The 14273-nt window shown below is 51.4% G+C and carries 11 protein-coding genes; 7 read left to right on the top strand and 4 right to left on the bottom strand.

What is annotated here, in order from left to right; translation table 11 throughout:
• The 4 genes from EB241_RS16840 to EB241_RS16855 form a co-directional block, all read left to right on the top strand.
• Positions 1-671: Ig-like domain-containing protein (locus EB241_RS16840; RefSeq protein WP_199737379.1), on the top strand; the 671-nt coding region annotated here is incomplete at its 5' end.
• Between the two features lie 95 nt (positions 672-766).
• Positions 767-1807, top strand: coding sequence for a hypothetical protein (locus EB241_RS16845; protein WP_124234264.1), 1041 nt, complete (start codon positions 767-769; stop codon positions 1805-1807).
• A gap of 204 nt (positions 1808-2011) precedes the next feature.
• A complete protein-coding gene (locus EB241_RS16850) occupies positions 2012-3220 on the top strand; it encodes a phosphoadenosine phosphosulfate reductase (protein ID WP_124234265.1) in 1209 nt (402 codons plus the stop codon).
• On the top strand, positions 3217-3840 hold the full coding sequence (locus EB241_RS16855; RefSeq protein ID WP_158612423.1) for a ParB N-terminal domain-containing protein: 624 nt from the start codon (positions 3217-3219) through the stop codon (positions 3838-3840). The genes EB241_RS16850 and EB241_RS16855 overlap by 4 nt, the downstream gene beginning before the upstream one ends.
• A 106-nt stretch (positions 3841-3946) precedes the next feature.
• On the opposite strand, the gene EB241_RS16860 is transcribed toward EB241_RS16855, so the two are convergent.
• Positions 3947-5671: a penicillin-binding transpeptidase domain-containing protein gene (locus EB241_RS16860; RefSeq protein WP_124234267.1), complete on the bottom strand. Its 1725-nt coding sequence runs from the start codon at positions 5669-5671 to the stop codon at positions 3947-3949.
• A gap of 435 nt (positions 5672-6106) precedes the next feature.
• Entirely contained in the window at positions 6107-8377 is a 2271-nt protein-coding gene (locus EB241_RS16865; protein WP_124234268.1) for a molybdopterin guanine dinucleotide-containing S/N-oxide reductase, read from the bottom strand.
• A gap of 202 nt (positions 8378-8579) precedes the next feature.
• On the opposite strand from EB241_RS16865, the gene galR reads away from it, so the two are divergent.
• The gene (galR, locus tag EB241_RS16870; protein ID WP_124234269.1) at positions 8580-9581 is read left to right on the top strand and encodes an HTH-type transcriptional regulator GalR; all 1002 of its coding nucleotides are present in this window, start codon (positions 8580-8582) and stop codon (positions 9579-9581) included.
• 9 nt (positions 9582-9590) lie between these two features.
• Here the strand turns inward: galR and lysA are convergent, their stop codons facing one another.
• Positions 9591-10850 (bottom strand): diaminopimelate decarboxylase, encoded by a 1260-nt coding sequence (gene lysA, locus EB241_RS16875; RefSeq protein ID WP_124234270.1) that lies wholly within the window; start codon positions 10848-10850, stop codon positions 9591-9593.
• A gap of 116 nt (positions 10851-10966) precedes the next feature.
• Between lysA and EB241_RS16880 the strand changes: the two genes are divergently transcribed.
• Entirely contained in the window at positions 10967-11887 is a 921-nt protein-coding gene (locus EB241_RS16880) for a LysR family transcriptional regulator (RefSeq protein WP_124234271.1), read from the top strand.
• A gap of 89 nt (positions 11888-11976) precedes the next feature.
• Here the strand turns inward: EB241_RS16880 and EB241_RS16885 are convergent, their stop codons facing one another.
• Entirely contained in the window at positions 11977-13152 is a 1176-nt protein-coding gene (locus tag EB241_RS16885; protein WP_124234272.1) for an MFS transporter, read from the bottom strand.
• A gap of 458 nt (positions 13153-13610) precedes the next feature.
• On the opposite strand from EB241_RS16885, the gene EB241_RS16890 reads away from it, so the two are divergent.
• Positions 13611-14234, top strand: a complete 624-nt coding sequence (locus EB241_RS16890; RefSeq protein ID WP_124234273.1) for a serine protease — start codon at positions 13611-13613, stop codon at positions 14232-14234.
• The last annotated feature ends 39 nt before the right edge of the window (positions 14235-14273 follow it).

A 14273-nucleotide genomic window follows, 5' to 3' on the forward strand; every position in this document is an offset into this window, starting at 1 on the left:
GTTCGTCTGCCAGCGCGGAGATCACCTTTGTCGCCGACCGCAGCACCGCGGTAATCAGTGCGCTGACCGTCACCACCGACAACGCCACCGCCGACGGCAAGGCTGCTAACGCCCTGCAGGTTACCGTACTGGATGGCAACGGTAATCCGGTGGCTGATCAGGTGGTTGCCCTGAGCGCCGCGGAAGGACTGACCCTCTCCGCCGCCAGCGTCACCACCGGCAGCGACGGCACCGCCTCACTGACCGCCACCAGCACCACCGCGGCCACCCTGACGGTTACCGCCAAAGCCAACGGTTCGTCTGCCAGCGCGGAGATCACCTTTGTCGCCGGAGAGATCAACGCTGGGAACTCCACGTTCACCATCAGCAACAGCATTGCACCCGCTGATGGTGAAACCTCACTGACCCTGACGCTTACGGCAAAAGATTTATACGGTAATGACGTCACCGGGGCAGATATCAGTTTTATATCAATCGATTACACAGATATCACAGTGAGCAACGTGTCTGAAGAAGAGGGGGTGTACACTGCAACAATCGTGGCAACACAGGCAGGCAGCGGCACAATTTCAGTTTATGTGAATGGTTCTTCACTCGATGATGGCGAGGCACTGGGTATAGGTTTCTACATGAAAGACTTCACTATTAGCGTTGACGTTGGTACCAGTTAACAGACAAAAGGATTGGTAACGCCAGACAATGGCAACAAATGGAAAACTGCCATTACTAAAAATATATTCGTAAACAGCCTGCCGGAAGGCAGGCTATGAAAAAAGAAAGGAGATATAGCGTGTGCAAAACGATATTAAACATCAGCATATTGATTGTTTCATTAATCCTGTTATCAACTCAAAAAGCAAATGCCCTTGCGTGTAAACTGACGTCCGACAACACAGTGACTGAAACCGTTAACCTCGACTCACTGATTTTTCTCTCAGGATCTTCAAATTCTGATATCATTTGGTATTCCCCCAGCTACACGAGAGATATCACCTGTTCAAGCGGAATTGAGGAGAATATTTATGTCTACCCTTATCCTGTAAGAAGTAGTCAAACTTTTCCTTCTGGTGTGAAAATGGGATTAATTCTTGATGGTGAAGACCTGGGGACCTTTACAACAAGCGGAACAACCATAGCAAACAGAAAGGATACAGGCTGGAGAATAAAAAAGAATTCACCAGAAAGTAAAACGTTAACATTTCAGGCCTATATGGTGAAAGAAGGTGATATCGACACCACAAAGATTACCAGCGGCATTACTCTTTTCCGGCTTGATGGTGTCGGCGGTATTAACACCACACCTAATTCAAATTATAATATGTATATCACTGGCTGGGATAATGCAGGCACCGTCAATTGTGACACTTCACTATCAGTCACACCCATAACGCTTTCAGGAATAATGACCGATAAAGCCTACGCCGGCACGGAAAATTACAGTACAAGCTATTCCACTATCAGTCTTTCCTGTACAAGTAGCTCAGGTAGCATTCTTAACGCCGTCTCTTCTGTCAAAGGAAAATTCAGTATATCCGGTTCAGCACTGAGCGATGACAATACTTTATTTTCTACCAACCAGAATAACCTGGGACTGGCGGTCAGCTATGATGGTTCTGTCATGTCACCGGGAAGCTCAACAACTGTCAATATTCCGATCGCTTCCGGCAAAGGCAGTAAAACACTCTCACTGGGTATTAAACCACAACTTTTCTCCCTCGAACTTAATAATCCATCATGGCTTTTTGAGGATAAAAATGACATCAACAGCAGTTTCAACTTCAGTTTTTCTCCGACCCTGGTAAATTAACAACAACCTAACCTTTAATTATTAATCATGTAAAAAAACACACAAAAAGAAACATAAGTAAACGTTAACAGTCTTCTTTTTTCTTGGTAATATTTTAGTTATACTCTCTGCACGACTTATTACTATAATTTAATGTACTAAAAGAAAAGTAACAATATTAACATCCATATTTATTAATATTACTAATAAAAAAAATGGAAGAAAATGGAAAAAATCACATTAGGGAAGAGTGTTCTTACCGCTGCACAGGATAGGATATTCTGGGTTTTTGAAACGTTTGATAAAGTATGCCTCTCTTTCTCTGGAGGGAAAGACTCAACTGTCATGCTACATTTGGCTGCAGAGGGAGCAAGGAAACAGAACCGAAAATTTAGCGTACTGTTTGTCGACTGGGAAGTTCAATTTTCTCATACCATCACTCATGTTACACAGATGAAAGAATTATATTCTGACGTTATCGAGACATTTTTCTGGGTTGCCTTGCCATTGACGACCACCAATGGTACATCGCAATACCAGCCTTTTTGGACCTGCTGGGATAAAGAAGCTGAATGGGTGAGATCCCCTCCCTCTGATGCTATTACAGATAAGAATTTTTTTCCCTTTTACTACTATGGAATAGATTTTGAAGAATTCATTCCAGAATTCGGAAAATGGTTTGCCGGAAACAGAAGCACCGCCATTCTGGTAGGCATACGTGCTGAAGAATCGCTTAACCGTTACAGAAGTATCATCTCAGGCAGAAAAATGCGCTACATGGATGACAAGCCCTGGACAACCGCTTCTGAATCAGGGTTCAGCTATTATATCTATCCGCTGTATGACTGGAGAATTAAAGATATATGGTTATATTGTGCCAAAGAGCAGAGACCCATGAATCCCATTTATGAACTGATGCATAAAGCAGGGATCCCGCCTTACAAAATGCGTATCTGCGAACCCTATGGCTCGGAACAGAGAAAGAGTCTGTGGCTTTTTCAGATACTTGATCCTGATATCTGGAATAAAGCCAGCCAGAGAGTAAAAGGGGCCAACTCTGGCGCATTATATGGTAGATCATGTTCACTATTTTATGGGCAGAAGAACTTAAGCAAACCTGATAATTTATCGTGGCAGAAATATGTCAGTTTCTTACTCAAGACATCACCTCACCAGACAGCAGAGCATTACAAAAACAAAATATTTATTTATCTGTCCTGGCATCAACAACGGAACTACCCTAATAATATACCGGAGGAACAGGATAATGATTTGGGTGCAAAGGATATACCGTCATGGAGACGAATTTGCAAATGTATTATGAAAAATGACTATTGGTGCCGCATATTATCTTTCAGCCCCACAAAAATGTCTTCTTATGAGAGGTACTGTAAAAGAATACAATCACGTCGTAAACAATGGAAGTTGCTATGAACGTTAATGCAATGATCAGAATCATAGATGAAATGCTTTCCAGAGTATCCCTTGAACAAAAAATTGAAATAATTAACACCATCAAATCCACAATATCAAAACACAGTCCTTTCGGACACCATCCTGTGGATTGTATCCAGTGGGTAAAAATGGGTGATATCAGAACCAATGACTATAATCCCAATACAATGCCACCGGCAGAAGAAAAGCTCCTTCATTTGAGCATATTGCGCAGCGGGTATACAAAGCCGTTGCTGGTTCGGAAAGAAAAAAACGGTCATGTTATCATCGATGGCGTCTGTCGCTTTAACATTGCTATGCGATCAGCCGAACTTCAGCAGCTGAATTTTGGTTACTTTCCTGTCGCTCAACTTAATGAACCTCATTATTCTTCGCAAGATATGGCGACAGCCATCCGTCACAACAGGGCCAGAGGAAAGCACTGTATTAAGGGAATGATAAATATTGTTGCCAGTCTGACTGAGTCAGGATGGAGTATCGACAAAATATCACATGAGCTGGGCATGGAGCATGATGAGGTTTTGCGCCTGAAGCAAATTTCAGGGCTATACAATCTGTTTGCGGAAGAAGAGTATTCGGAGGCCTGGACCGTCACTTAGTCTCTGTTCAGGTGCCCGATATAGCTTAAGGTTTTCGTGTAAAACGCCACGCGTCCACAGGGGACAGGTGCAAAATACACCGGGCAACCTGCACTTTTCTTTCGTCTCAGGTGCCACTGTGGGTGTCATACAGTGCATCCGGTGCCACATTCATATGTTTCAGCACCGGCCCAATAATATTGCCAAACACCGGCGCGGCAACCGAACCGCCAAAGTGATCTCCCGCCGTTGGATGGTTAATCATAATAACCAGTGCCACCTGCGGATTACTGGCCGGTGCCACACCTGCCGTGTAGTTAATATAGCCACCATCGTATTTACCGCTGCTGCCCATTTTCTCTGCCGTACCGGTTTTAATCGCCAGGCGGTACCCCGGCACCGCCGCCCGTACTCCACTTCCTCCCGGTAGCGCATCACTCTCCATCATATGTACCACCGCACGGACCGTATCCTCATCAGCCACCCGGGTCCCCATCACCGGCGGAGTCACTTTAGTGATTGATAACGGCCGATAAATACCGAAGGAGCCGAGTGTGGCGTATTCACGGGCAATTTGCAGCGGTGTTACACGCAAACCATAGCCAAATGAGAAGGTGGCACGTTCAATGTCAGCCCAGCGCTCGCGGTGTAGCGGGAAATAGCCCACGCTTTCACCGGTCAACCCCAGCCCGGTTGGCTTGCCCAGCCCAAACGAACGATAGGTATTGACCAGCACTTCAGCAGGCATCGCCAGCGCAATATGCGATACGCCAATGTCGCTGGATTTTTGCAAAATGCCGGTCATGGTCAGACGCGGCCAGTGACCGACGTCGCGGATCAGATGGCCGTTGACACGATACGGCGTGGTGTCCAGCACCGAATCTGGTCGCACCAGCTTGCGGATCAATCCTTCCATCACCACCAGCGGCTTAACCGTTGACCCTGGTTCATAGCTGTCGTTAATGGCCGTATTACGCATCTGTGCCGGAGAAACATCACCAAAATTATTGGGGTTGAATGACGGATAGGAGGCCATGCCCAGAATCTCGCCGGTATCAATTCTAACCAGTACCGCGGCACCGGAGTCCGCTTTGTTCAACATCACCCCATCGCGTAGTTTGGTATAAAGCGTGTACTGGTCAAATTTATCAATACTGAGCTGCACCGTTGGTGGTTGGCGGGGCGGCTCATAATTGATCATCGCCACAATATTACCGTTGGCATCCTGGCGATACTTTTCCACACCCGGCGCTCCCTGAAGCACCTTATCAAAGCCTTTTTCCAACCCGGTCAGACCATTATTTTCCGCACCGACAATGCCGATCAATGGCGCGGTGGCTTCGCTCATCGGATAAAAACGGCTGTCGTCATAAACGGTTGTGATCCCGGCCAGATGAAGTTTGGCGATATCTTTAGCAATACCCAGCTCAATTTTGTGGCCGAGATAAAGAAAGCGACGCGCGGGGTTGGCGTTAATTTGCCGGGCAATATCTTCCGGGCGCTGTTCAAGCGCGTTTGCCAGATACTGCCATTTTGCGCTGGTGAAATCAGGGTGGGCTTCCAGCACCCGCTGCGGATCGGCAATAATATCGCGCGAAGGCACGCTTAATGCCAGCGTCTCACCATTTCGGTCCAGCAAGGTACCCCGGTTGGTAGGCAGCACCACCGTTCGCAGGGATCGTTCATCCGCCTGTTTTTCCAGCATCGGATGATTGATCAACTGAAGATCGGCAACCCTGGCCAGCAAAAAAACCAGACAACTCAGAACGCCAAGGCAAATCAGGCGGAAACGAACAGGGTGAAAAGGCGTTTTAGCCTGGTCTTTAGCCGGTAATTTCGTTAAGCGGGGCATGGTTCTTTCATAAGCTGGTGGGATAACTGACAGTGGGTTATATAAAAAATGTCGACCGGAGAACAGGGAAACTGTGTTTCAGCCTGTGATTACACCGTCACCAGGTGGCCAAAAAAGCAATATTTTTATATAAAATTCATTTAATTAGCAAATTTTTGCCGAATTGGGGCAAAAAAAACCTGCGCGTCTGCGCAGGTCGGTGAAACAAAGCATGAAGGCTTTTTGAAGTTCACCCATCAATACCTCTGGGACTGAAACTGTAGCAATACGGCTAATCCGGTAGCCAGCCATGATTCGCAACAGTTACCTGCAAAATGTAACCATGTATGAGATTGTTATCTTAAATTGCAATCTTCCTGCGCTACCCTTTGGCCAACAACAAAAGCGCTACATCCTGTGCGCCATTTTTCCGCCTGGCTTTACTGCCCGACGATTTCAGCCCCGCGCGGCGCGTTTTATCTCCACCAGGCAGCTCATGGCATTTGGCCCCTGGGTCAGCGAAGAGGTGCCAATATCCAGCGTCAGTACATTCGGATTACCGGCCCGATCGTAAGATTTCCAGGCTCTGCCAAAGCCGGGATCAAACCAGGCTCCGGTGGAAATCAGCACCACGCCGGGGCTAACACCGTCAGTCAGCCGCACCCCCGCCAACATCCGTCCGCGATCGTTACTGACGTCGATAACATCACCATCAGCAATATCACGCGAAGCGGCATCATCAGGATGCATCCACAGCGTTTCGTGGCCTGCCGTTTTATTTGCCTGAACCGTCGGCGTGGGATCCATCTGACTGTGTAGACGGTCGCCTGGCTGGATTGAGATCATATGCAGAGGGAAACGCTGGCTGATCCCTGCCCCCAGCCACTCTTCAGGTGGCCGCCATTCCGGGTGCGGCGCGAAGTCGTCCAGTTGATAATCCGCGATGGTCTTACTGAACAGTTCAATTTTACCACTGGCGGTTTTTATCGGGTTAGCAACCGGATCATGGCGGAATGCCTCCATAAAAATAAAAGGCTTGCCACCCTGCGGCACCTCCACATACCCCTCTGACCAGAAGGTGTGGAAATCAGGCCAGTGGATGCCCTTTTCCTGATGCGCCTGCGCGCACTGGTGATAAAGATGCGCTATCCACTCCGCCTCATTGCGGTTCTCCGTGAAAGTATCCCGGTAGCCCAGACGTTCGGCCAGATCGGCAAAAATATCAAAATCATTACGTGCCTGATGCTGCGGTTTGATGGCCTGATGCATAGCCAGCACAAAGCGGTCACGCGAGGATCCACCAATGTCATTGCGCTCCAGTGTCGTCGTGACCGGCAGCACGATATCCGCCATCTGCGCCGCCGGTGTCCAGACGATATCCTGCACGATCACCGTGTCCGGTCGCTGCCAGCCTTCCACCAGCCGGTTCAGCTGCTGATGATGATGGAAAGGATTGCCGCCCGCCCAGTGGATCAGATGGATTTCAGGATAGGTATGCGTTTGCCCCTGAAAACGGTAAGGCTCGTTGGGATGAAGGAGCATATCGCTGATACGGGCAACCGGGATGGCACGATCGGCAATCGGATTGACCCCGGTGGACATCAGCGGAGCCGGGCCTTCAATACGAGGATTGCCGACGCTGTTCATTGAGCCATGACCGAACGAGAAACCCGCGCCCGGCAGTCCCGGCTGACCAAGCATTGAGGAGAGCGCAATCATCATCCAGTAAGGCTGTTCCCCCCGATGGGCACGCTGTACCGAGTACGAACAGGTGATAAAGCTGCGCCTGCCCACCAGTTGCCCGGCCAGCGTTTTAATTCGCTGTGCCGGAATGCCGGTAATATCACTGGCCCATTCCGGCGTTTTAGCCGTGCCGTCCGTTTCCCCCAGCAGATAGCTACGCAGCTGCGGGTAGCCAACGCAGTGTGAAGCGAGGAACGCATTATCCACGGCACCGGCATGTTCGATTTCATACCCCAGCGCCAGCATCAGCGCCACATCCGTATTCGGCCGGATCGGGATCCACTCTGCATTGACAAATGCCGGGCAGTCATCGCGCATCGGACTGATATTAATTACCGGCGTGCCCTTCGCCGCCAGCGCCAACAGCGCTGGTTTCAGGCTGTGCTGCCCCGCGCCACCGGATGCCACCTGACTGTTTTTCAGCGCCAACCCACCAAAGGCGACAAAAATGTCGCAGTGTTCAACCACCTCTGGCCAGTCGGTGACACGGCCGGTCAGTGGCAGGTAAGTACCAATGATATAAGGCAGAAAAAACTGCGCCGCTCCCCAGCTGTAGTTACCCAGCTGATCCACGCCACCGCCGCCGGTAAAATAAAAGCGGCGGACAAGCGTACGGGCATGGTTAACACGTCCGGCAGAGGACCAGCCGTAAGAGCCAGAAAAAATGCCCTCTGGCCCATGGCGATCGCGGACCCGACGATTCTCTTCCGCCACCAGATCCAGTGCGGTTTCCCAGTCCACCGCCACAAAATCCTCCCGCCCACGCAGGCGACCGTCGCTTTTTTCACGGGATTTTAGCCACGAACGACGCACCATTGGCTGTCGGATCCGTTTATCGGAATACACCAGTTCAGGAATGGTGTTAAGCATCGGAGACGGGTCCTGGTCGGCGAAAAAAGGCTCACAGCGCAACAATTTTCCGTCTTCCACAACGGCGGTGAAAGCACCCCAGTGGGCAAGGTGCGGCACTTTTATAATGGTCATCTGGCGATCCGTTAGGCTTATCCGCGTAATTTATCGGCAGAATAGCATTTTTCAGTGTCGCTTTTGAATGACCCGGCGGTGCATATTTAGCGCCATTTTCTTCAGCTTTGCGACATCACTGACACTCTGAGTGCTTGAAGTGGCAGAAGAATTCCGCAACACTTAACGCCTGTAAACGTTTACCCAGGAAGGCTTACGATTTATGCCCACGATTAAGGATGTTGCCAGACTGGCTGGCGTTTCCGTCGCCACCGTTTCCCGCGTTATCAACAACTCGCCCAAAGCAAGTCATCTTTCGCGTCAGGCGGTAAACCGCGCAATGCAGCAATTGCAATATCATCCCAATGCCAACGCCCGAGCGCTGGCGCAACAGTCCACCGAAACGATGGGGCTGCTGGTGAGCGACGTTTCTGACCCCTTTTTCGGTGCACTGGTGAAAGCGGTCGAGCAGGTTGCCTATGAAACCGGCAATTTTTTACTGATTGGTAACGGTTATCATATTGAACAGAAAGAGCGTCAGGCTATTGAGCAGTTAATTCGCCATCGCTGCGGTGCGCTGGTGGTCCACGCAAAAAAGATCCCCGACGATGAGCTGTTATCACTGATGACACAGATCCCCGGTATGGTTCTGATTAACCGGGCGCTGCCGGGATATGAAAAACGCTGCATCGCGCTGGATGACCGCTACGGAGCCTGGCTGGCGACTCGCCATCTGATCCAGCAGGGGCATCAAAATATTGCCTTTATCTGCTCCAATCACGCCATTTCCGATGCGGAGGAACGTCTTCAGGGCTATTACGATGCACTGCGTGAGCATAATTTACCCTGCAATGACCATCTGGTGGCGCACGGAGAACCGGATGAAGTGGGCGGTGAACAGGCAATAACGGAGCTGCTCGGACGGGGTAAGCCTTTCAGTGCCGTCGCCTGCTATAACGATTCTATGGCAGCCGGTGCACTGGCGGTGCTCAGTGATAACGGCGTGCAGGTGCCGGAGGAGATGTCACTGATTGGCTTTGATGATGTGTTGGTTTCTCGCTATGTCAGGCCACGTCTGACCACCGTTCGCTATCCGATTGTTACCATGGCGCAACAGGCCGCCGCGCTGGCGCTGGCGTTAGCGAATAATCAGCCGCTGCCTGAGGTAACAAACATGTTCAGCCCGACACTGGTCCGTCGTCATTCGGTGGGTGCACCGGGCTGAAGCGGCGTGTTACAGCGACTGTTCCAGCGTCAGCAGATCCTGCATCGTTTGCGCCCGGCGAATAAGTACTGGCCGACCCGCATCGAACAGCACTTCCGCCAGCAGAGGACGACTGTTGTAATTGGAAGACATGGATGCGCCATAGGCACCGGTATCATGAAACACCAGGTAATCACCGACACGTACCGCGGGCAATGCCCGCGTCTCTACGGTGCCCCCTTCCAGCTGGGTAAATACATCGCCTGATTCACACAGCGGTCCGGCAACCACGCTTTCCTGGGTGTGATGCTCATTCAGCTCACGTCCATCCCCCGCTATCGCGGAGATATGATGATAGCTGCCATACATCGCCGGGCGCATCAGATCGTTAAAACCGGCATCCACCAGCACAAAGTGACGGCTGCCCATCTGCTTAACCGCGCGGACCTGGGAAACCAGCACGCCGGATTCCGCCACCAGAAAGCGACCGGGTTCAATTTCCAGCTTCACCGGATGACCAAGGTGCTGCTCAATGCGCTGACGCGCCGCATGCCACAGACTGAAATAGTTGTCGGTGTTGATCGCTTCCTCACCGGGGCGATACGGTATGGACAAACCGCCTCCGGCGGAGATGGCATGGAGATCCTGGCCAAAACTGACCACCTGATTGACCATTGCATCACATACCTGCTCCAGATGCGCATAATCGACGCCGGAACCAATGTGCATATGGATGCCCATCAGCTTCAGCTGATGCCGCTGTATGGCCGTCAGCGCCAGCGCAAGATCCTCAGGCCAGATACCGTGTTTACTGTTTTCACCCCCGGTGTTGGTTTTCTGACTGTGACCGTGACCAAAACCGGGATTGATACGAAGCCAGACCGGATGGCCGGGAGACACCTCTCCCAGCTGCTCCAGCATATCCACTGAGCCAGCGTTAACCGGGATATTGAGTTCGGCTACCCGCGCCAGCGTCGGTGGGTCGAGCAGATCAGCGGTAAAAACAATCTCATCGCCACCGGGTTTAAACCCGGCCACCAGTGCACGTTCAATTTCACCGACAGAAACCGAATCCACTTTGACACCGGCCTCCCGCATCAGCCGCAAGATATGAATATTTGAGCAGGCTTTCTGGGCAAAGCGTACCACGTCAAACTGCTTCAGCTGTGCTATACGCGCACGAATAATATCAGCGTCATAGACCCACAGTGGGCTGGCTGATTTTTGCACCAGCGCCAGAAGGTTGTCACGGTTAAGCGCAGTGTCGGTGTTGTTAAGCAGACGTGGCATGGTGTTTCTCCTGAATGTGAAAACCTATTACGCCACACCCCGCCAGTGATGAAAAATATCTGTTTTATCTAAGTCTATTCATCCATGATATGGCTTTCTTTTTGATGGAGCGGGCAATGGCAGGTATCACGTTGCGGCATATCGAAATATTTCATGCGGTGGTCACCACCGGCAACCTCACTGAAGCGGCCGCACTGCTGCATACTTCCCAGCCGACGGTGAGCCGCGAGCTGGCAAGGCTTGAGAAACTCAGCGGGCTGACGCTGTTTGATCGCGTTCGTGGCCGCCTGCAACCAACAACCGAAGGGCTACGACTGTTCGAAGAAGTCCAGCGATCATGGTACGGGCTGGACCGGATTATCAGTGCCGCTGAAGGCCTTCGCCAGTTTCGCCAGGGGGAGCTGTCCGTCGCCTGCCTGCCAGTTTTTTCTCAGTCGCTGCTGCCACTACTCTGTCACTCCTTTTTACAGCGCTACCCGGACGTCAGCCTGAATATTATTGCTCAGGAGTCGCCGCTACTGGATGAGTGGCTGTCCGCTCAGCGTTATGATCTGGGACTGACAGAAACCACGCAGACACCTGCGGGTACGGAACGAACCGAACTGTTTACCGGAATGGAAGTGTGCGTCCTGCCGGAGGCACATCCACTGGCAGAAAAAATCTGCCTGACACCTGAGGATTTTAGCCATCAGAATTATATCAGCCTGTCGCGCACCGACAGCTACCGTCAGCTCCTGGATCATCTTTTCAACGAGTATGGCGTACAGCGCAGGATGGTGATGGAAACGCACAGTGCGGCCTCGGTCTGTTCGATGGTCAGGGCGGGGATCGGCGTCTCGGTGGTGAACCCCCTGACGGCGCTGGACTATGCCGACAGCGGCGTGGCGATCAGGCGCTTCAGTATCGACGTACCTTTTACGGTCAGTCTGATCAGACCGCGACATCGCCCCTCTTCCGCACTGGTGGAAGGCTTCAGCACGCACCTGCGACAGCAGGCCAGTCTGTTTAACCAGCGCCTGTCGGCGCTGATGAGCTGAGTCGCTTTAAACGGGATCGCGTCATTACGGACTTTTCATGCCCGGTGAAGCACATTTTCGCTCGCCGGGCAGCTGGGGCAAAAGGCGGGTCAGGACTCTTTTTGCAACATCACCGCCTGCGGCTGCCCACCAGAACGGCTAAAGGTCAGCAAACAAACCAGCAACCCTGCCAGTGCCAGCAAACCTGCCACCACAGGCACCGCCGTCAGCCCATAGCCCCCCGCGATCACCGCGCCACCGGCCCAGGCACCGAACGCATTTCCCACATTGAATGCCGAAATATTGAGCGTTGACACCAGATTGGGTGCCTCTTTGCCGTGGCGCACCACGTTGATTTGCAGGCCCGGTATAATAGCAAAGGTTGCTATCGCCCACAGCAGCAGGGTGATTTCTGCCAGCCACAGCACATGGCTGGTCCAGCTGAACGCCAGAGAGAACAGCGCAATCAGCGAAAAGCTGAGTATCAGACTGAAAGAGACTTTCCAGTCGGCAAGTCTGCCGCCAAGAATATTGCCTGCGGTAAGACCCGCACCGATCAGGAACAGTGTCCAGCTCACGCCCCGATTGCCGATCCCGGTAACCTGCAACAGCAGTGGCGCGATATAACTGAAAAGCGCAAACATTGCCGCGGCAAAACATACCGTCATCAGCAACGAAAGCCATAGTCTGCCGTTGGACAGTGCGCCAATCTCACTTGCCAGATGGACCGGTTTTTCATCACGATTGCCAGGCAGACTGAAAATCAGCGACATAAAAGCCAGCAGTCCAATCACAGACACTCCCCAGAAGGTAGATCGCCAGCCAAAAAGCTGACCAAACCACGTACCCAGAGGCACCCCCAGCACATTGGCCAGCGTCAGTCCGGTGAACATCAGTGCAACCGCTGAAGCCTGTTTGCCTGGTGCAACCAGGCTGGCAGCCACCACCGATCCAATACCAAAAAAAGCGCCGTGACACAGGGCGGTAATGATCCTGGCAAGCATTAACAGATGATAGTCGCCAGCGAGAGCGCACAGGGCATTGCCGACAATGAAGATGACCATCAGTAAAATCAGCGTGCTTTTACGTGGCAGCTTCGCCGTCAATATCGCCATAATGGGCGCACCAATCGCCACGCCAAGTGCATATCCGCTGATCAACCAACCGGCTGACGGGATCGATACTTTAAGATCACCAGCGACTTCCGGCAGCAGCCCCATGATGACAAATTCCGTGGTGCCGATAGCAAAGGCGCTTAACGCCAGCGCCAGTAAGGAAACGGGCATGTTCTTTCTCCAGATATTCTTCAGGCTTCCTGCCAGCGATAATGGGCAGGTAAGAGAATGGACTCAGCGTTTGTTTTAGCTAAAATTGATCTGCGTCACAAATACCATTTAAGCACAGCTTGCAGATGACGACATACGGTTAACGTCAAGCGTCAGTTTTGCGCGCGGCTCCATCAGCACGCAGGCCCAAGCCCGGGCGGACCGCATTCTCACCCTGCAAAACGCTATTCATGGGCCAGGCTTTATCAGGCTCAATGATAAAATTTGCTTATAGTTAAAACCAGGAACGATCTTAGTTTTACCATTCAGGGCGACAAAGAATTGTCATTTTTTCCCGAATGTATCAGGCTTGTGTTACGTTAAAATAGTAAAGATTTTGAGCGTTTACCGATACCTCGATGATGGATTACCGGGCGTTTCATGTACGTGCTTGATCAATTCCCTGCCGAGGATTAAAAATGCGATGCGCAATAAGCCTGTTTTCTCTGATTCTGGCAGGATGCTCAGTTGGACATTATGAGTACAGCAAAGAAGCAGAAAAACGGGTTGATATGACCGTGACCGGCATACCTACGATACTGGGTGCGGGTACATTGGGCACCACTATCCCGTTGACGTCGGAATACAGCCTGACAGCAGCCCATGTGGCGAAATATTCACTGTACAGGGTGAAAGCCAGACATCCGCTGTGCGATCTCGCCGTGGTGTATCATCATAATCCCAATCTTAAACCTCCCCATTTTCGCAATGGTCGCATTGGCGACAAAATCAATATGTACGGCTACAGCTTTATCTCCGCAATGCCGGTTGCTTCAAGCGGCACCAATCTGGTGAATACCGGGCTGAAAAATGACTGGAATAAACTGGGATGTGTGGTGGTGGCCTCCGATGCGGGTGTGGTTCAGGGCATGTCCGGGGGGGCGGTTTACAATGCCTCTGATGACTCTGTTGCCGGAGTAATTGTCGGTTATTCTTCGCGCATTAATGACATGAAAACCGGCAAGACGCTGTATAAAGACGCGTCGCTGTACATCCCCTATGCCAGCTTTAAAGACTGGTTGGACGGTGCCATCAAATCATAATCGCACGGTCACGAACGGCACTCAGGTTGATCAGCATGC

Origin of the sequence: Erwinia psidii, assembly GCF_003846135.1 — a bacterium.
GTDB classification, from domain to species: Bacteria; Pseudomonadota; Gammaproteobacteria; order Enterobacterales; family Enterobacteriaceae; genus Erwinia; species Erwinia psidii.